At 70.0% G+C, this 17,979-nt stretch carries 20 protein-coding genes and 3 tRNA genes; 11 read left to right on the plus strand and 12 right to left on the minus strand.

Features of this window, described 5'->3' with window-relative positions:
- Window positions 1-125 precede the first annotated feature (125 nt).
- The 3 genes from ACFV9G_RS27685 to ACFV9G_RS27695 are packed head-to-tail and all read right to left on the minus strand — an operon-like array spanning window position 126 to window position 2,030.
- Window positions 126-725, minus strand: coding sequence for an energy-coupling factor transporter transmembrane protein EcfT (locus tag ACFV9G_RS27685; RefSeq protein WP_378732286.1), 600 nt, complete (start codon window positions 723-725; stop codon window positions 126-128).
- A 2-nt stretch (window positions 726-727) separates the two neighbouring features.
- Complete coding sequence (locus tag ACFV9G_RS27690) at window positions 728-1,429, minus strand: energy-coupling factor ABC transporter ATP-binding protein (RefSeq protein ID WP_378732235.1); 702 nt, start codon at window positions 1,427-1,429, stop codon at window positions 728-730.
- The gene (locus tag ACFV9G_RS27695) at window positions 1,422-2,030 is read right to left on the minus strand and encodes a biotin transporter BioY (protein WP_378732238.1); all 609 of its coding nucleotides are present in this window, start codon (window positions 2,028-2,030) and stop codon (window positions 1,422-1,424) included. The genes ACFV9G_RS27690 and ACFV9G_RS27695 overlap by 8 nt, the downstream gene beginning before the upstream one ends.
- A gap of 111 nt (window positions 2,031-2,141) precedes the next feature.
- On the opposite strand from ACFV9G_RS27695, the gene ACFV9G_RS27700 reads away from it, so the two are divergent.
- Complete coding sequence (locus ACFV9G_RS27700; RefSeq protein ID WP_378732241.1) at window positions 2,142-2,711, plus strand: TetR/AcrR family transcriptional regulator C-terminal domain-containing protein; 570 nt, start codon at window positions 2,142-2,144, stop codon at window positions 2,709-2,711.
- 125 nt (window positions 2,712-2,836) lie between these two features.
- Here the strand turns inward: ACFV9G_RS27700 and ACFV9G_RS27705 are convergent, their stop codons facing one another.
- The 3 genes from ACFV9G_RS27705 to ACFV9G_RS27715 all read right to left on the minus strand — a co-directional run bounded on the left by ACFV9G_RS27705 (window position 2,837) and on the right by ACFV9G_RS27715 (window position 5,184).
- Window positions 2,837-3,457, minus strand: a complete 621-nt coding sequence (locus ACFV9G_RS27705; RefSeq protein WP_378732244.1) for a pentapeptide repeat-containing protein — start codon at window positions 3,455-3,457, stop codon at window positions 2,837-2,839.
- Between the two features lie 46 nt (window positions 3,458-3,503).
- A complete protein-coding gene (locus tag ACFV9G_RS27710; protein ID WP_378732247.1) occupies window positions 3,504-4,592 on the minus strand; it encodes an alpha/beta fold hydrolase in 1,089 nt (362 codons plus the stop codon).
- 67 nt (window positions 4,593-4,659) lie between these two features.
- Complete coding sequence (locus ACFV9G_RS27715; protein ID WP_378732250.1) at window positions 4,660-5,184, minus strand: GNAT family N-acetyltransferase; 525 nt, start codon at window positions 5,182-5,184, stop codon at window positions 4,660-4,662.
- 48 nt (window positions 5,185-5,232) lie between these two features.
- Between ACFV9G_RS27715 and ACFV9G_RS27720 the strand changes: the two genes are divergently transcribed.
- Window positions 5,233-5,817: a TetR/AcrR family transcriptional regulator gene (locus ACFV9G_RS27720; RefSeq protein ID WP_378732253.1), complete on the plus strand. Its 585-nt coding sequence runs from the start codon at window positions 5,233-5,235 to the stop codon at window positions 5,815-5,817.
- On the opposite strand, the gene ACFV9G_RS27725 is transcribed toward ACFV9G_RS27720, so the two are convergent.
- Entirely contained in the window at window positions 5,803-6,663 is an 861-nt protein-coding gene (locus tag ACFV9G_RS27725; RefSeq protein WP_378732256.1) for a 3-methyladenine DNA glycosylase, read from the minus strand. The genes ACFV9G_RS27720 and ACFV9G_RS27725 overlap by 15 nt on opposite strands.
- Window positions 6,664-6,724: 61 nt before the next feature.
- On the opposite strand from ACFV9G_RS27725, the gene ACFV9G_RS27730 reads away from it, so the two are divergent.
- The 8 genes from ACFV9G_RS27730 (at window position 6,725) to ACFV9G_RS27765 (ending at window position 11,740) form a co-directional block, all read left to right on the plus strand.
- Window positions 6,725-7,537 carry a fumarylacetoacetate hydrolase family protein gene (locus ACFV9G_RS27730; protein WP_378732259.1) on the plus strand — a complete coding sequence of 271 codons (813 nt, stop codon included), beginning with the start codon at window positions 6,725-6,727 and terminating at the stop codon, window positions 7,535-7,537.
- Between the two features lie 50 nt (window positions 7,538-7,587).
- A complete protein-coding gene (gltX, locus tag ACFV9G_RS27735; RefSeq protein WP_378732290.1) occupies window positions 7,588-9,078 on the plus strand; it encodes a glutamate--tRNA ligase in 1,491 nt (496 codons plus the stop codon).
- Window positions 9,079-9,097: 19 nt separating this feature from the next.
- A complete protein-coding gene (locus tag ACFV9G_RS27740) occupies window positions 9,098-10,036 on the plus strand; it encodes a CPBP family intramembrane glutamic endopeptidase (RefSeq protein WP_378732262.1) in 939 nt (312 codons plus the stop codon).
- Window positions 10,037-10,158: 122 nt separating this feature from the next.
- Window positions 10,159-10,230 (plus strand) — tRNA-Gln (locus ACFV9G_RS27745).
- A 63-nt stretch (window positions 10,231-10,293) separates the two neighbouring features.
- Window positions 10,294-10,366: transfer RNA gene (locus tag ACFV9G_RS27750), tRNA-Glu, on the plus strand.
- 124 nt (window positions 10,367-10,490) lie between these two features.
- Window positions 10,491-11,060 (plus strand): hypothetical protein, encoded by a 570-nt coding sequence (locus ACFV9G_RS27755; protein WP_378732265.1) that lies wholly within the window; start codon window positions 10,491-10,493, stop codon window positions 11,058-11,060.
- Window positions 11,057-11,584, plus strand: a complete 528-nt coding sequence (locus ACFV9G_RS27760) for an RNA polymerase sigma factor (protein WP_378732268.1) — start codon at window positions 11,057-11,059, stop codon at window positions 11,582-11,584. Before ACFV9G_RS27755 ends, ACFV9G_RS27760 begins: the two co-directional genes overlap by 4 nt.
- An 83-nt stretch (window positions 11,585-11,667) precedes the next feature.
- Window positions 11,668-11,740 (plus strand) — tRNA-Glu (locus ACFV9G_RS27765).
- A gap of 240 nt (window positions 11,741-11,980) precedes the next feature.
- On the opposite strand, the gene ACFV9G_RS27770 is transcribed toward ACFV9G_RS27765, so the two are convergent.
- Window positions 11,981-12,964 carry a hypothetical protein gene (locus tag ACFV9G_RS27770; RefSeq protein WP_378732270.1) on the minus strand — a complete coding sequence of 328 codons (984 nt, stop codon included), beginning with the start codon at window positions 12,962-12,964 and terminating at the stop codon, window positions 11,981-11,983.
- A gap of 145 nt (window positions 12,965-13,109) precedes the next feature.
- The gene (locus tag ACFV9G_RS27775) at window positions 13,110-13,619 is read right to left on the minus strand and encodes an arsinothricin resistance N-acetyltransferase ArsN1 family B (protein ID WP_378732273.1); all 510 of its coding nucleotides are present in this window, start codon (window positions 13,617-13,619) and stop codon (window positions 13,110-13,112) included.
- An 18-nt stretch (window positions 13,620-13,637) separates the two neighbouring features.
- Between ACFV9G_RS27775 and ACFV9G_RS27780 the strand changes: the two genes are divergently transcribed.
- Window positions 13,638-14,210 carry a helix-turn-helix domain-containing protein gene (locus tag ACFV9G_RS27780; RefSeq protein ID WP_378732275.1) on the plus strand — a complete coding sequence of 191 codons (573 nt, stop codon included), beginning with the start codon at window positions 13,638-13,640 and terminating at the stop codon, window positions 14,208-14,210.
- A gap of 1 nt (window position 14,211) precedes the next feature.
- Here the strand turns inward: ACFV9G_RS27780 and hutI are convergent, their stop codons facing one another.
- From hutI to ACFV9G_RS27795, 3 genes are read right to left on the minus strand one after another with little or no spacing between them, the layout of a single operon-like run.
- On the minus strand, window positions 14,212-15,357 hold the full coding sequence (gene hutI, locus ACFV9G_RS27785) for an imidazolonepropionase (protein WP_378732278.1): 1,146 nt from the start codon (window positions 15,355-15,357) through the stop codon (window positions 14,212-14,214).
- Window positions 15,354-16,652: a formimidoylglutamate deiminase gene (locus tag ACFV9G_RS27790; protein ID WP_378732281.1), complete on the minus strand. Its 1,299-nt coding sequence runs from the start codon at window positions 16,650-16,652 to the stop codon at window positions 15,354-15,356. Before ACFV9G_RS27790 ends, hutI begins: the two co-directional genes overlap by 4 nt.
- A complete protein-coding gene (locus tag ACFV9G_RS27795; RefSeq protein WP_378732284.1) occupies window positions 16,649-17,875 on the minus strand; it encodes an allantoate amidohydrolase in 1,227 nt (408 codons plus the stop codon). The genes ACFV9G_RS27790 and ACFV9G_RS27795 overlap by 4 nt, the downstream gene beginning before the upstream one ends.
- Window positions 17,876-17,979: the final 104 nt, after the last annotated feature.

Genomic DNA, 17,979 nt, shown 5'->3' on the forward strand with positions numbered 1-17,979 from the left:
GTTGTTACCCCACGCCACTAACCCCAATATGGGGCCCGCCTTTGGGTTTGGTGGGCTCCTTTCTTGCCCTCCGGGCCCCCACACAACTACCGACTCGGCCGACAGAACTACCGATTCGGCTGGGGTCAGTCGCCGAGGCCGCGGGCCTTGAGGGCGTCGCCGGTCTCATGGGCGCGGGCGACGACGCGGATGACGAAGGGCGTGAGGTACGCCCTGGGGGACCGGCCGAGGCCACGGGCTCGGGCGGCGTCGCGGGTCTCGACGCCCAGGGCGAGGGTGCCGGGGAGGGCCTGGATGGCCATCGCGATCGTGAGCGCGACCCGCTCGGGGTCGAGCCCGACGCGGCGGAGCGGGCCGATCCAGCGGACCACGGCGTCGAGGGTCTCGGTCGTCGGTGTGGTCACGGTCAGAGTGAGGGCCAGCAGGGCGAGCGAGACGAGGTCGAGCAGGGACTCCAGCGCCCGGTCGAAGGTGAACAGCCACCACTGGAGCAGCGCGACGAGCACGGCGATGATCAGCACGGCGCGCAGCGCCCGCGCGGTCGCGGCCAGGTCGAGCCGGCCGATGAGCGCGAACACGACGGCCACGACGAGGAACCCGACCGCGATGAGCGGCCCGCGCAGCGCCACGATGGCCACGCTGAGCACGGCCAGGCCCAGCAGCTTGGCGCCCACCGGAAGCCGGTGCAGCACGGTGTCGCCCGGGCGGTAGAGCCCGACGGTCATGCTCACGCCTCGACCGTCCTCACGTAGTGCTTGACGGCGGCGTCGGCGTCGCCGTCGTAGCAGACCCGGCCGTCCTCGACGACGAGGACGCGGTCGCAGCGGCGGACGAGGTCGAGGTCGTGGGTGACGAGGACCAGCTGCTGGGGCAGTGAGAAGAGCAGGTCGCCGACCATGCGGGTGTTGCGCAGATCGAGGAGGGTGGTCGGCTCGTCGGTGACCAGCACGTCCGGTGAGGTGGCGAGCACGCCGGCCAGGGCGAGCAGCTGCCGCTGGCCCCCGGACAGGGCATGCACGCTCACCTCGGCACGCTCGGCCAGGCCGAAGCGGGCCAGGGTCTCGAGGGCGAGCTCCCGGCGGCGTACGCGATCCTTCACCGTCCGGCGCAACGACAGCTCGACATCCTCGACGCAGGTCGGCATCACCAGTTGGGCGGCGGGGTCGGTGAACGTGAACCCGACACGCCGGCGTACGGCGGCGCCCTTGCGGGCCACGTCGAGGCCGCCGACGGAGACGCTCCCCGCGCTGGGTGCGACCAGGCCGTTGATCATCCGAGCGAGGGTCGACTTGCCGGAGCCATTGCTTCCGACGATCCCGATCCGCTGCTCGGTCAGGGTCAGGGTGGTGGGCTGCAGGATGGTGCGCTCGCCGCCGAGATCCGGGGACTCGACCCGGACCTCGGCGGCCTCGAAGCGGATCTCAGGCACGTCGGGCGAGCAGCTTCGGGAAGGCGCGGTGGACCTGGGAGGCGACGACCGCAGCGACCGCGGCCTTGATGAAGTCACCGATCCAGTAGGGGGCGTCGAAGACCGCCGCCTCCGGCAGGCTGACATGGAGCACGATGGCCATCCCGATGATGCCGCCGACGTGGTTGATCACGACGCCGACGACACAGGCGGCGAAGACGAGGAGGGGGTTGGTGCGGCGGGTGCGCAGGACGTACTTCACCAGCAGGCCGACGGCGAGCACCATGAGCGGGAAGGACCACAGGTAACCGCCGGTCACGCCGACGAAGACGCCGGGCCCGGCGGCATGGCCGGCGAAGACGGGGAGGCCGGCGACGCCGAGGAGCAGGTAGAGCACCACGGCGGCGGTGCCGCGCAGCGGGCCCAGCAGGGCGCCGGTCAGCAGGAGCGCGAAGCCCTGCAGTGTCAGCGGTACGCCGGCGCCGCCCATCGGGATGGCGGCGAGGTAGGAGCAGACCGCGATCAGGGCCGCGAACGCGGCGATCAGTGCGAGGTCGGTGGTGTCGAGCCGCGACGACCTGGTCGCCGGGGTCTCGTCGGTGGTCGTGGGGGACTCGGTCATACTCGCTCCTGCGTACTCAGACCTGAACCTTGGTCAGGTGAACGGTGTTCAGGTTAAGGTCGACGTACGTCTTCGTCCACTTCGTCCCACCACCCGGCCCCTGGGAGCAACATGCGATACCGCCGTGAGGACGTCGTCGCCCGCGCGCTGCAGGTCCTCGACGACTACGGTCTCGCCGACCTGACGATGCGCCGTCTGGGCACCGAGCTCGGCGTCCGCCCAAGCGCGCTCTACCACCACTTCGCGAACAAGCAGTCCCTGCTGGCCGCGGTGGCCGACGAGATCCTGCTCCGCGGCCGGCACGAACCGTCGGGACCCTGGGACGTACGCGTCACCGGCATCTGCACCGACCTGCGTGACTCGTTGCTCGCCTACCGTGACGGCGCCGAGGTCGTCGCCACGGTCTGGGCCTTCGGGCTGGGCGCGACCCAGCCCCACGACGACCTCGTCGCGGCGCTGAGCGACGGCGGCCTGGGTGATCTCGCCCCCGTCGCCGCCCGCACCCTGCTCCACTTCGTCTACGGCCACGCCGTCGACGAGCAGACCCACCTCCAGGCCGCCGCCGCGGGCGCCATCGAGGACGACGTACGCGACACCGACGACTTCGTCACCGGTCTGGGCCTGATCGCTGCCGGGATCTCGATGGCCAAGGTCGTCCGCGAGGCCTCCTCGAACAGCTGACAACCGCCGCCGAGGCGTCACTCGCGTCGGCCGAGAGGTCGCTGGCGTCGGCCGAGAGGTCACCGGCATGCCATCTCGGCCGACGGCAGTGACGCTTCGGCCGACCGGGGTGACGCCTCGGCAGGTCAGTCGCCGGCGCTGAGGGCGTCGACCTCCGCGCCGTGCAGCTCGGCGAGCATCACGGCGCCGGCGAGGTCGAGCTTCGTGGCGCGCAGCGACGCCACGGTGAGATCGACGCGGTCGAGATCGGCGCCGCGGAGATCGGCGCCGTGCAGCGTCGTCTCCTGGAGCGTCGCTCCGTCGAGGCGGGCGTCTCGAAGCACCGCGTCGGTGAGGTCGGCCAGGGACAGGTCGGCGTCGCGCAGGTCCAGCCCGGACAGATCGAGCCGGGCCAGGTTCGCGCCGCGCAGCGAGACCCCGCGCCAGACGCCGCCGCTCACCTTCAGCGGCCGCAGCGTGCAGCCCGAGAACTCGCTCCCGCTGAGCTTGCAGCCCTCGAAGGTCGAGTCGAAGAAGTTCGTACGCCGGAAGTCACAGCCGACGAACGCCGAGCCGACATGGGTGGAGGCGTTGAACCGGCCGCCGTGGAAGGTGCAGTTCTCGAAGAGCGCCGCCGACGTCGTCGCCTCGGTGAGATCGACATCGGTGAAGACGCAGTCGACGAACCGAGCCCCGGTGAGCTCGGCCGCGTACCAGTCCTCGTTGCGGAAGTGCTCCTCGGTCGCCTCGGCGGGTGGGTTCGACATGGCGCACACCCTGCCACCCGCCGCCGACAACCCCGCCACCGACAACTCAGTCGTGCTGGGTGAACCACTCGTCGAGCAGGGGCCAGGTGTGGTCCCGGGCGGCGCGGCCGGTGAGGAGGCCGAGATGGCCGCCGGGGACGATCTCGAAGCGGAGCTCCTCGGCGCCGGTGAGCAGGTCGACCAGCGGCCGGACGGCGGCGACGGGGCCGATACCGTCGTTGGCGCCGGCGACGACGAGCGTGGGCTGCTTGACGTCGCGCAGGTAGACGGAATGGTCGTCGCTGAGGTCGATCTGCCCGCTGAACAGCGCATTCGTTCGGAAGAAGTGGTGATAGAGCTGCCCGAACGTACGCCCCGGGTAGGCGATGATGTTGTCGGTGAACCGGTCGACCGCCTCGAGCTGGGCGAGGAACTCACGGTCGGCCAGGTTGGACAGCTTTGCGACCGGCTTGGTGAACATCTTGTCGACCGAGGAGATCTGGAAAGCCCACCTGACCAGCGGCTTCGGGACCCCGCCGAAGGCCTGGTAGGCCGTGGTGACCAGGTTGCCCGGCGGCAGGTTGAGCAGCGGCCGTAGCGGCGCGATCAACGGCACCTGACGTACGTCGCAGGGCGAGCCGAGCACCGCCAGCGAGGCGATCGGGAGGTCGGGGGAGTCGGCGGCGGCGAGCATCGTGAAGATCCCGCCCAGCGACCAGCCGACCACGTGCACCGGCCGCCCGCCCGCGTGCTCGGAGACCGACCGGATCGCCTCCGGCACGACGTGCGCGATCCAGTGCTCGATACCGAGGCTGCGGTCGGCGAAGTTCACCTCGCCGTACTCGACCAGATAGGTCGGCCGGTCCGTCCCCACCAGGTGCTCGACGACCGAGCAGCCGCGCCGCAGGTCGTAGCAGATCGCCGGCGCTGCGAGCGGCGTGACCAGCAGCACCGGGTCGCCCTCGGGAGTCTCGCCCGCCGCCGGCCGGTAGTGGTAGAGCTCGCGCCGGGTGCCGTCGTCGATCAACGTACGCGGCATCGGCCGCAGGTCGGCGAGCCCGCCGTAGAGCAGCGAGTGCGCGACGTTCCCCGCCGCGGCGCCGACCGTGGTGGCGATCGAAGCGGCAGCTTGTCGGGGGTGGGGAAGGATGGCCATTGTGGGATCAACGTATCCCGCTGATCGAGGTCACGGCGGGAGCAGCGCACGCCGCGTGTGACGTCCGTTACCTCGTCGCCGGGGCGATCAGGTCGAGGGTCCAGGTCTGGCCGACGAGATCGTGGCCGAAGCTGTGGTGCTTCTCCTCGTCGGAGAGGACGAAGCCGTACGCCTCGTAGATCCGGCGAGCGGAGGCCAGGATGTCGTTGGTCCACAGGGTGACCTGCTGATATCCCGTCGAGCGGGCGAAGTCGAGGCACGCCTCGACCAGGCGCGAGCCCACCCCGTGGCCACGGGCCGCGGCGGAGACCAGCAGGATCCGCAGCTTGGCGACGCCGGGCTGCTCGCCGGAGACCAAGAGGATGCAGCCGGCGCGCCGGCCGTCGACCTCGGCGATCCAGGCAGCCTCCCTCGCGGGGTCATGGTCGGCGGCGAAGTCGGCCACGATCCGGGCGACCAGCGCCTCGAACTCGGTGGTCCAGCCGAACTGCTCGGCATAGATCTCGCCGTGGGTCATCACCATCCAGCCCAGGTCGCCGGGACGGTCGGCGCGGCGGACGTTCACCCGCGCGCCTCGCTCTGTGTGTGTCATCTGACCTCCTACTGACACGACTGTTTCAGTAGGAGTTATGCTAGGCCCATGAGCACACCGGAGCCAACTCCTTCGGCCCGCAAGACCGAGCTGCTCGAGGCTGCCTACGCCTACGCCCTCGAGCACGGTCTCGCCGATCTCTCGCTGCGCCCGGTGGCCGCGGCGATCGGCTCGAGCCCGCGCGTGCTGATGTTCCTGTTCGGCAACAAGGACGGGCTGGTCAAGGCGCTGCTGGCCCGCGCGCGATCCGACGAGCTGGCGATGATCGAGCCCCTGAACGGCGCAGCCACCGGCCTGCCCGAGGCGACCAGACACGTCTGGACCTGGCTCGCCGCCGAGGACCACCGCCCGCTCCTACGCCTGTGGGCCGAGGCGTACGCGCGCTCCCTGGTCGAGCCCGACGGCCCCTGGGCCGGCTTCGCCGAGTCGACCGTCAACGACTGGCTGGGCGTGCTCGCCGCCTGCCAGCCGGAGTCCGAGCAGACCACCGAGCACGGCCTCGTCCGCCGCACCCTCGCCCTCGCCACCCTCCGCGGAGCCCTCCTCGACCTGCTCGCCACCGGCGACGTCGAGCGCGTCACCGCCGCCGTCGAGCTCCAGGCAGGGATCCTCGGCAGCTCAGCCGAGCTCTGACACGAGCCGCTCGCACTCGGCGATCAGCCGCTCCCGGAGCGGGGCGGCGCGCTCGGCGAAGGCGCGCTGGGCGGCGGCGTACTCCTGCTTCCCGGCGGCGGTCTCGATGCGGATCGGGTCCAGGTCGAGCTCGGCGAGGTCGTACGGAGCGGCCTTCATGTCCATCGTGCGGATGTCCCAGGCGAGCTCGAAGCAGTCGGCGACGAGGTCGGAGGAGACCAGCGGCGAGAGCCGGAAGGCGTGCTTGTAGAGGTCCATGTTGCCGTGCAGGCACCCCGGCTGCTCGAAGGCAGAGCGGTCGTCGGATCGCGGCGAGAGGGTGTTGAGCGGGGCCGCCGGGGGAGTGAAGAAGCGGTACGCGTCGAAGTGACTGCACGCGATGCGGTGCGACTCCACGACCCGGTCGGTGCCGGCGGCCCCCAGCCGGAGAGGCCAGTCGGCGTGGCGTACCTGCTCCGGGGTCAGCCGGTAGACCATCGCCCACTCGTGGAGGCCGAAGCAGCCGAAGTTGCCCTCACGACCAGAGGTGGCCCGAAGCAGCTTCAGGAGCGTCTCGATCAACAGGCGCTTGTCGGCGAGGAAGCCGGCCGAGACGGTGCCGTCGGCGTAGCCACGCAACGACGCGTACTCCGAAGCGTCCGACAGCGTCACCCCGAACCCCGGGTGCCAGCGCAGCAGCTGGGCGGGCCGGTAGGAGTAGTAGGTGAACAGAAAGTCGTTGACCGGGTGCTTGACCCGGGCGCCGCGGCGGGCGAGATGCGGCTCGACGTAGGGCGCCAGACGTGCGCGGTGGGCGTCCGCGCGAGCGGTCCACTCCGAACGCGACAGCACCTCCACGACGTACAAGCCTACGAAGGCAGCGCATAGTGAAGTGAATCGTGGCGACGGGTCCGGATAGGCTCAGCATGTGCGCATCGCCAGATTCACGACCAAGGGTGGCGAGCCCCAGTTCGGCGTCGTCATGGGGGACCTCGACGGCTACGGCCAGCTCAGCGAGGACGCGACCGTCGTCGCGCTCCAGGGCGACCCGCTGTTCTCCGGGGTCAACATCACCGACCAGGTCCACAAGTTCGAAGACGTCAAGCTGCTCGCGCCGGTGATCCCGCGCAGCAAGGTGGTCGCGGTCGCCCGCAACTACGCCAAGCACGCGGCCGAGCTCGGCAACGAGGTTCCGGCCGAGCCGCTCTTCTTCATCAAGCCGAACACCGCGGTCTGCGGCCCCGGCGACACGATCCAGCGCCCAGCAGGAGTCGAGGACCTCCACTTCGAGGGCGAGCTCGCGATCGTGATCGGCCGGATCTGCCGCGACGTCCCGGAGGCGAAGGTGAAGGACGTCATCTACGGGATGACGGTCGCCAACGACGTCACCGCGCGCGACGTCCAGCGGCGGCTCAAGCACTTCTCCCAGGCGAAGGGCTACGACACCTTCTGCCCGCTCGGTCCCTGGATCGAGACCGACGTCGAGCCGGAGCAGCTCGCCGCCGGCGTACGCATCCAGACCTTCCTCAACGGGGATGTCGTCCAGGACGGGTCCACGAAGGACCTCGTCCACGACATCCCGAAGCTGATCGCCCACATCAGCAGCGTCATGACGCTGCTGCCGGGCGATGTGATCCTCACCGGCACCCCCGAGGGTGTCGGCCCCATGGAGCCCGGCGACGAGATCGAGATCTTCGTCGAGGGGCTCGGAGCTCTGACGAACAAGGTGGCACAGCGTTGACTGGCAATGATTTGACCGGGACCCTCGACCCGAAGGACTACCGCGTCCGGATGGCGCCCAGCCCGACAGGCTCGCCCCACGTGGGTCTGGTCCGGACCGCCCTGTTCAACTGGGCCTTCGCGCGCCACCACGGTGGCACCTTCGTGTTCCGCATCGAGGACACCGACAAGGCGCGCAACACCCAGGAGTCCTACGACGGGCTCATCGACCTGATGCGCTGGCTCGGTCTCGACTGGGACGAGGGCGTCGAGGTCGGTGGCCCCTACGGCCCCTACCGCCAGTCGGAGCGCTCGGAGATCTACGCCGACGCCCTCGGCCGCCTGCGCGCCTCCTCCCATGTCTACGAGTGCTACTGCACCGGCGAGGAGACCACCGCCCGCTACGAGCAGCGCCTGGCCGCCTACAAGGCCGCGAAGGCCGAGGGGATCAAGGGCGAGGCGCCGGCGCAGGGGTACGACAACCACTGCCGTGACCTGAGCGAGGACCAGATCAAGGCGTACGAGGCCGAGGGCCGTTCCTCGGTCCCGCGGTTCCGCATGCCCGACGGCTCGATCACGTTCAACGACCTCGTCCGCGGCGAGGTGACGTTCGAGACCAAGCACGTCCCCGACTACGCGCTCGCGCGCGCCAACGGCGACCCGCTCTACACGCTCACGGCGCCGGTCGACGACGCCACCATGAACATCACCCACGTCTTCCGCGGCGAGGACCTGCTCTCCTCGACCCCTCGGCAGATCGCGCTCTTCGACGCGTTCGTCGAGGTAGGCCTGGCCGAGCGTGCTCCCGCGTTCGGCCACCTGCCCTACGTCATGGGCCAGGGCAACAAGAAGCTCTCCAAGCGCGACCCGGAGGCGCACGCGCTGAAGTACCGCGAGGAGGGGTTCCTGCCCGAGGGGCTGCTCAACTACGTGGCGCTGCTCGGCTGGGCGATCGCGGCCGACCGCGACATCTTCACCATGGAGGAGATGGTCGAGGCCTTCGAGATCCACGACGTGGTCAAGAACCCGGCCCGCTTCGACGTCAAGAAGGCGGAGGCGATCAACGCCTCCCACATGCGGCTGCTGCCGGTCGAGGAGATCACCCACCGGGTGATTCCCTACCTCAAGGCCGACGGCGTCATCGGCGACCCGGTGCACGACGCCGACGCGCAGATGCTCGAGGCCGCGATGCCGCTGGTCGCCGAGCGGATCAACAAGCTCGGCGAGGCCTCCGACATGCTGCGCTTCCTCTTCGTACCGGAGGCAGACTTCGCGCTCGACGAGGAGGACGCCGCCAAGCTGCTCGACGAGGAGGGCCTGGGCGTCGTCCGGGCTTCGCGCGACGCGCTCGTGGGTCTCCACACGTGGTCGACGGCCGAGATCCAGGACGCGCTGACCGCGGCCCTGATCGACGGTCTCGGGCTCAAGCCGCGCAAGGCGTACGGCCCGGTGCGGGTCGCGGTGACGGGTAAGCGGATCAGCCCGCCACTGTTCGAATCCATGGAGCTGCTCGGTCGGGAGCGTACGCTGGGCCGCCTGAAGGCGGTTCTCGGGAAGGGCTGAACGTGGCAGGACGGGCAGGATGAGCACGGTCATGGAGCCGCCCTCGGGACTGGCGTACTACCAGGTGCAGCGCAGCGGGCGCAGCGGCTGGGGGCGGCCCCTGGTCGGACTCATCCTGATCGGGCTGTGTGTCTTCTTCGTCTCGCCGGCGGTGGTGCTGGTCGGGTTCGAGCTCTTCTTCAGGCTCACCGGCAACGACGTAGCCACCGCGATGCCAGCGGTCTCCGATGTGGAGGTCGTCACCCCGGAGTCGCTGGCGTTCCTGCTGTTGTCGTTGGCCGGGGCGATCCCGGCGGCGATGCTCCTGTGCTGGGCGCTGCACGGTCTGCGGCCGGGCTGGCTGGCCTCGGTCGAGCGACGGATCCGCTGGTCGTGGCTGCTGCAGTGTCTCGGGATCGCCGCGATCACCATGGTGGTCACCGTCATCGTCGCCTCCCGGCTGCCGATCCCGGGCGACGACCTCGGCCCCAGCACGCTCAACCCCTACACGAGCACCATGCGCGACTTCGTGCTCGTGATCGTGCTCCTCACCCCGCTGCAGGCGGCGGGGGAGGAATACCTCTTTCGCGGCTACATCTTCCAGACCTTCGGGTCGCTCTTCGGCGGGATGGCGGGCGCCCGGACCGTCTCGGTGACGATCACCGCGCTCCTGTTCGCCTTCGCCCACGGCTCCCAGGACCTGCCGCTGTTCCTGGACCGGTTCGCCTTCGGCATCGTCGCCGGCATCTGTGTCATCGCCACCGGGGGCATCGAGGCGGGCATCGCGATGCATGTCCTCAACAACTTCGTCAGCCTCGGCATGGCGGTGGCCTTCGGCGACATCTCGACGGTGCTCAACACCACCGAAGGGTCGTGGTGGCGGATCCCGGTCACCTTGGTCCAGTCAGGCGTCTTCCTGGCGCTCACCGTGTGGGCTGCGCGGTCGGTGGGCCTCTCGACCACGACGAAGAGCACGTGAAGTGGGCCGAAGGGCGTGCCGATTTCGTCGCCCGGGGGCCTCGCCGGTAATGTTCACTCTCGGTTCGAGGGAGAAATCCTGAGGGCCGAATCGTCCTTGTGAAGCTAAGTCGAGCAAGGCGATGGGCTATGGTGTAATTGGCAACACGACTGGTTCTGGTCCAGTTATTCTAGGTTCGAGTCCTAGTAGCCCAGCGGATCCTCTCCGGAGGATTTGGGAGTCACCGAAGCGGTTCGCTAAGGTTTCACCCGCTGCAAGCCCCCGTCGTCTAGCGGCCTAGGACGTCGCCCTCTCACGGCGGTAACGCCGGTTCAAATCCGGTCGGGGGTACAACGCAGGAAGAGCCTCGAGTCACTGACTCGGGGCTCTTCGTCATTTCTCTGTGTTGTGCGGTGCAACGCTTCGGGTTCGTGCGGTCAGGTATGGGCAGAACCGCCGTACGGAGGAGAACTCGATGGACGATCGTGAGCTCGACGGGTTGCTGAATGCGGCCGCACCACGACTGGGCGACGGCGAGGCCGCGCTGGCTCGAGAGCTGGCGACAGCTGTCGCACGCGGCGCGGGGGTCGGTGACCAGATGTTGCCCAGGCAGAGGCGGCGACGGCGCCCGTACGTCATCGGAGGGGTAGCGATCGGGGCGTTGGTGCTCAGCGCCGCGATGACACAAGACGCGTGGATGATGAGCGTGCCGCCACATATGACCATTGAGTCAGGCGGGCAGCGTCTGTATGAGCCGATCGAGTTCGTCGCGACCTGGGGCAGCGGCGAGCAGCGTACGTGTCAGCTCTTCCTCGAGTTCCGTGATCTTGATGAGGGCGAGATGGAGGAGGTCGCCGCGTATGTGCGCACCAAGGACTGGAGTGCGTGGAACGACGATCTCAGCGATGCGGCGACCGACGACTCTCCTGGCCTCGAGGACAGGTTCCGTGCCGAACTGAAGGGCGTCGTCCCCGAACTGGGCGAACCGGTCGATGACGCGCCGCGACTGACGGGATATGGCACGAGTTGCGAGGCCGGCGAGTGAACGCCCGGCAGGTGGCATCGGACCTAGATCGCGGCGGCCTCTCGGCCGGTGAACTCGGCGACTGGCTGGTATCGATCGCGCCCACCCTTCTGGCCTATTTCGTACGGCGGGTGGCGCCCGCGGAGGACGCGGCCGACCTTCTCGGCGAGACGCTGCTTCTGCTGTGGCGGCGGTCCGACGCGATCCCGAACGATCCCGACGACGCTCGGATGTGGGCGTTCGGGGTCGCCCGCAACGTGCTGCGCGGGCATCGACGTACGAACCAGCGACGATCCGCGCTGGCCCGCAGGTTGCGACTCGAGCTGTCGTCAGCTGATGAGTTGGTGCACCCCGCCGATGAGCGCGTACTGGATCTGCGCGCGGCGATCGACTGGCTCAAACCGATCGACCAGGAGATCCTGCGGCTCGTGCATTGGGACGGCCTCAGTCTGGTCGAGACGGCGGCCGTGGTCGGCATGCGAGAGGGGACGGTGCGGAGCCGGTATCACCGGGTGCGCGCTCGGCTGAGGCGGCAACTCGGTTGAGGTCTCGATTGAGAGATTCGGCGGTCGTTCGGGTAGTGTTTTCTCTCGTCAGCGGGACCGAATTGGTGCTGATGGCAGTGCAAGCCCCCGTCGTCTAGCGGCCTAGGACGTCGCCCTCTCACGGCGGTAACGCCGGTTCAAATCCGGTCGGGGGTACAACGCACGAAGAGCCCCGAGTCACTGACTCGGGGCTCTTCGCACTCCTGCTCTGTGGCTACGAGCTGGATCCGGTGCTGGGCGCCGGGCTGCTGGTGGGGGCTCTGCTGCTCCTCTGCGGTGCCGGGTTCGGGGTCGTGGCGCGCAGGCGCCGCGGCGAGCGCTGACGCATCCGCAGCGAAACTCCTCGCGTGGGGGCTGCGCCGGGTCCGATGGGTGCGGAAGCCGACGGTGCGGTGGTCAGGGCGACTCGGGCTCGTGCCCGGCGAGGGCGGCATCCGTCGCCGGGCGCCGGGTCGTGCGCCGCCACAGCGCGATGGCCACCAGCCCCGCGAGCGCCGGGACGCCCAGGGTGTAGACCCGCCAGATGACGAGGGCCGCGAGCGCCGGGGCCTCCACGGCATGTCCGCCGCTCTGGACCAGTGCGGCGATGATGAGTGAGTCGACGATCGCGATGCCACTGAAGGGCAGGATCGTCAGTGGAAACGCGAAGCTGTAGGCGATGGCGATGTCGACGACCCCGACCTCGGCGGCGGACACGCCCACGAACCGCAGGCAGGACACCACGATGACCAGGTCGGCCAGCACCATTGCGACGACCCCGACCAGCGACCGCGGGAAGCCGTAGCGGACGCGAGCGGAGATGTGGCCCCGGAAGTCGATGCAGCTCTGCGCCCAGCGTTCGGGGTCGACGCTGTGCCGAATCCTGCCGACGATCCGGCCGGCGTGGATCCCAAAAGCGCGCGCGAGCGCATCGCTGTGGAGCACCACCAGCACACATGCAGCAATCGCGGCGGAGATCAGCAGGCTGAGCAGGTCGGCCCAGCGATAGGAGAAGTCGCCGCCGATCATCACGAGCATGATGAAGCCGACCAGCGGCAGCGCGAACCGCACCATCATCACGGTCACGGTGTTCATGGTCGCGCCCGCCAGGCCGCGGGCCGCCGAGACTCCCCACGAGGTGAACATCGCCACCCGCATCGCATAGTCGGCAGGTGCCGGGGCAATCGTCGCCATCAGAATGGCGCCGAGATCGTTCTGCGTCGCGCGACCCAGCGACACGTTCTCGATGTAGAAATGCAGCGGGCTGGCCTTGAACAGCTGGCGTGCGGCAACCATCATCAGCAGGATCAGTGGCTGCCACCACGTCAGATGGCTCAATCCGTCCCAGACCGCGGGCCAGTCGACTATGCCGACCCTGTCGATGATCACGACCGCGATCACGACGGCGGCGACGAGTATCAAGAGCCGCGTCAAGCGTCGTCTTGACCGCGAGCTGAGCGTCGGCATGCTGGCCACATTACGGTCGTCGCTGTCGAAGGGCTAGCAGGTCAGGTGGCCCTTCGCGCCGGAGATCATCGGCCGCACGCTAGAGATCGAGCTGCATCCAGGTGACGTCATGCCAGGCGTCGAACTTCCACCCGATCCGGCGGTACGTCCCGACCTCGGTGAACCCGAAGGAGCGATGGATCCCGATGCTGGCATCGTTCGGGATCGCGATCCCGGCCAGTGCCCGGTGGTAGCCGCGCTCTTTCAGGACCGGGAAGAGGGCCGCGTACAGGGCCTTGCCGGCGCCGTTTCCGCGCCGGTCCTGGTCGAGGTAGATGCTCACGTCGCAGGCCCAGCGGTAGGCGGCGCGGGTGCGGTGCTGGGTGGCGTACGCGTAGCCGAGGACCTGCGGGCCGGTTTCGCCCTCGGTCTCCAGGACGAGCCAGGCGTGCTCCTTCTGGGCAGCCCTGATGCGGTCGGCCATCTCCTCGGTCGACGGCGGTTCGGTCTCGAAGGAGATGACGGTGTCGCGGACGTACGGCTCATAGATCGCCGCGCAGGCGGCCGCGTCCGCGGGCGTCGCGTGGCGAATGGTCCAGGCAGAAGACATGTCTCCTATAGTAGTCATGTGGCTGACGATAGTGACAAGTTTGGTGAGGCCCTGGCGTCCAACATCAGGTCGGCGCGGGAGTCGCTCGGGATGACCGTCGCGGGCCTCGCGGAGGCGTCCGGGGTCTCCCGAGCGATGATCTCGAAGATCGAGCGGGGCGAGGCACAGCCGACCGCGGTCCTGCTCACCCGCCTCTCCGGGGCGCTGGAGCTGACCCTGTCCGAGCTGATCGCGCGGGCCGAGGGGGATGCCGTGCGCGTAGCCCGGCGCTCGGAGCAGACCGAGTGGACGGATCCCGAGACCGGCTATGTACGCCGCGCTGTCTCGCCGCCCGCGCGCGGGATCCTGGAGCTGGTCGAGGTGGAGTTCCCGGCCGGTGCGTCGGTGGCGTCGCCCGCTTCGGCGTACCACTTCAAGGAGCAGCAGATCTGGGTGCTCTCGGGGCATCTGCGGTTCGTCGAGGGTGACCTCGTCCACGAGCTCGACGCGGGTGACTGCCTACAGCTGGGGCCGCCTGCCGACTGCGTCTTCGTCAACCCGACCGACGAGCTCTGCCGCTACCTGGTCGTGATCGGCAAGCGGCGCGGCTGAGTCACACCGGGTTTCCCCTGCTCCAGACCTTGTGGGTGAGGGGAACCCCGGGGCGGTAGGCCAGGTGCTTGGCGGTGGGGGCATCGAGCGCCTGCAGATCGGCGCGGCCACCCTCGCTGATCCGTCCCGTCGAGTCGTCGAGGCCGAGCGCCGTGGCGCCGCCGACCGTCGCCGCCCACAAGGCCTCCTCGAAGGTCAGCCGCTGCTGGAGGACGGCGGTGGCGACGCAGAACCCCATCGAGGTCGTGAACGACGAGCCGGGGTTGCAGTTGGAGGCGATCGCGATCGTGGCGCCGGCATCGACCAGGTCGCGAGCGGGCGGGAACGGCTCGCGGGTGGAGAGGTCGCAGGCGGGCAGGATCGTGGCGACTGTGTCGGACCCCGCGAGCGCCTCGATGTCCTTCGGGCTCAGGTGGTTGCAGTGGTCGACGCTCGTCGCGCCCATCTCGACGGCCAGCCGAACGCCGCCTGACTCGCCGAGCTGGTTGCCATGGAGCTTGACGCCGAGTCCCGCTGCGCGGCCGGCCTCGAGGATCTCGCGGGACTCCTCGACGTCGAAGGCGCCCTGCTCGCAGAAGACGTCGATGTAGGTCGCATGAGGCGCCACAGCGGCGAGCATCGGGCCGGTCACGAGGTCGATGTAGGCGCGACGGTCCACACCCGCCGGGACGACGTGCGCGCCCAGGTAGGTGACCACCTCGGCGTGCTCGGCGCTGATCCGGGCAAGGCGCTGCTCGGTCGCGACGTCGAGGCCGTAGCCGGTCTTGGCCTCGATCGTCGTGGTTCCGCCGCGGTATGCCTCCTCGCGCAGCCGACGCGCCCGCGCCCGGAGGTCGTCGTCGGTGGCGGCCCGGGTCGCATCGACCGTACGCATGATCCCGCCGGCCTCGTAGGGCCGGCCGGCCATCCGGTCGATGAACTCCTCGGCGCGGTCACCCATCGAGACCAGGTGGGTGTGGGAGTCGACCCAGCCGGGGAGCACCGCACGACCGCCGAGGTCCTCGTGGGAGTCGGCGGCGGGAGCCCGGTCAGCAGGGCCGATCCAGGCGACGCTGCCGTCCGCGACCACCAGCGCCGCGTCGTGGAGGGTGCCGTGCTCCTCGGTGTGGGTGGTCAGCTCGCCGATGTTGGTCAGCAGCACGCTCATCTGAGCTCCTTCAGTGCTTCGGTCAGCAGGTACGCCGGGTCGCGGCCGTCGGTCAGGCGGCCGTGCTCCGCCACGAGGCGCCCGCCGACGACGACCGTGGTCACGTCGGTGGCGGTGGCCACCAGGGCGAGCTGGTCGAGGGCGGCTCCGGTGGTGCGTACGGAATCGGGGTCGAGCTCGACCAGGTCGGCGCAGGCCCCGACCCGGAGGCCGCCGGGGATGCCGGAGGCGGCGTAGCCGGCGCTCGTGCGGGCGGTTTCGAGGTCGCCGGGTGAGAAACGTCCGCGCTGTCGGCTGCGGAGCCGTTCGCCGGCCTCCAGACCGCGCACCTCGAGCCAGGGGTCGATGACGGCGTTCTGGTCGGAGCCGAGCGCGATCCGCACTCCTGCCTCGGCGAGCTCGCGCGCGGGGCCGATGCCGTCACCGAGGTCGGCCTCGGTGGTCGGGCACATCACCACGCCCGCACCGGATCCGGCGATCAGCGCCATGTCGTCGTCGGTCAGATGGGTCGCGTGGACCAGCCAGGTGCGCGGCGCGAGAGCGCCGGCGTCGGCGAGGACCTGGGTGGGCGTCCGGCCGTAGCTCGCCAGGGACTGCTCGTTCTCCGCGGGCTGCTCGGAGAGATGGACATGGAGGGGCGCATCGGCGGGCAGTCTCTCGACGACGAGCGCGATGTCGTCGGGGGAGACGGCGCGTACGGAGTGGATGGCCGCGCCGACCGTCTGCTTCGTCTCGTGGAGCCGGTGCCAGCGCTCGAGCCAGGCCTCGGCGGTGCCGTCGCCGAAGCGTCGCTGCTCCGGCAGAAGCTGCTTGCCCGGCCCGCTGGTCAGGTAGAGGGTGTCGAGGAGTGTCAGCCGGATGCCGACGCTGTCGGCCGCCCTGGCGAGCGCGAGGCCGAACGCGTTGGGGTCCTCGTAGGGCGTCCCGTCGGGGCGGTGGTGGACGTAGTGGAACTCCGCGACGGTGGTCCAGCCGGTCACCAGCATCTCGGCGAAGACCGCCTCGGCCAGGCGTTCGTAGGAGTCGGGGGTGAGGCGGTCGGCGACGGCGTACATCTGCTCGCGCCAGCGCCAGAAGTCACCTCCCTGGTCGTGCGTCCTGCCGCGCAGGGCGCGGTGGAACGCGTGGGAGTGGGCGTTGCCGGAGCCGGCGAGCACGGTGCCGAGGCGGAGGTCGGCGGGCTCGGTGCGCCCGCCCCGGGTGATCGCGGTGATGCGGCCCTCGGCCACCTCGATCACGACGCCGGTGAGCTCGCGGCCCTCGACCAGAGCCCGCTCGGCATGGATCCGGGTCATCTGCGGGGCTCGCTCGCCAGCAGTCGGACGATCTCGGTCAGCGCCTTGGCCCCGGCGCGGCAGTCTTCGTCGGTGGCGGTCTCGTAGGGTGAGTGGGAGACGCCGGTGGGGTTGCGGGTGAAGAGCATCGCGGTGGGGACCTCGGCGGCGAGGATGCCGGCGTCGTGGCCGGCGCCGGTGGCGAGCACGGGGACCCCGCCCAGCGCACCGACGAGGCGTTGTTGCAGGTCAGGGTCGAAGTTGACGGTGGAGACGTAGGACTCCTCGGTCACCTCCAGGGTGCAACCGTGCTCCTGCGCGGCCGCGTGGGACGCGCTCAGGATCTCCTCGAGGAGGGCTCGGGTCTGCGGGTCGGTGTCGCCGCGTACGTCGAGCCAGGCATCCACTCGGGAGGCGATGACGTTGGTGCCGCCCGGGATCGGAACGAGGCGGCCGATCGTGGCCCGGGCGGAGTCGGCACCGTCGTGGGCCGACGCGATGCGCTGGGCCGCCAGGACCGCGGCGGCCATCGCGGCGACCGGGTCGCGACGGTCCCGCATCCGGGTCGCCCCGGCGTGGTTGCCCTCGCCGGAGAAGACCAGCCTCCAGCGCCCGTGGGCCAGGATCGAGGAGGCCACCGCGACCGGCGCCTCGAGATCGGCGAGACCGATGCCCTGCTCGACGTGGAGCTCGACGAAAGCCGCCAGGCTCGCCAGCCGCTCCTCGTCGCGGCCGAGCCCGGCCGGGTCGATCCCGTCGGCCCGGCAGGCCTCGGCGTACGTCACCCCGGCCTCGTCGACCAGCGCGGCGACCTTCGCGCCGGGAAGTGCTCCGGTCATCAGCTTCGACCCGAGACACGCGATGCCGAACCGGGATCCCTCCTCCTCGCCGAACGCGGCGACCGTCACCGGCCGAGCCGGCACGAAGCCCTCCTCCATCAGCGCCGAGACGGCGGCGAGGGAGGAGGCGACGCCGAGCGGGCCGTCGTAGGCGCCCCCGCCCGGCACCGAGTCGAGGTGGGACCCGATCGCGATCGTCCCGTCCCCGCGCGGACCCCAGTGGGCCCAGATGTTGCCGTTGCGGTCGGTCTCGACCTCGAGCCCGAGGCCTGCGGACGTACGCCGGAACCACTCGCGCAGCTCCAGCTCGGCCGGCTCGTAGACATGCCGGGAGTAGCCACCACGCACCGGGTCACGCCCGATGTCAGCGATCTCGGTGAGCAGGGTGACGACGTCGAGTGTCATTCAGGTCCTTGGTTCCGGTCGTTTCGCGGAGGCTGATGTGTTGGTCTCGACACGCCTCCGCCTAGCGGCTCCGGCGGCTCGACCAGCGGGGAAACCGCTGGTCC

Source organism: Nocardioides sp. NPDC059952 (assembly GCF_042730435.1).
Taxonomy (GTDB): domain Bacteria; phylum Actinomycetota; class Actinomycetes; order Propionibacteriales; family Nocardioidaceae; genus Nocardioides.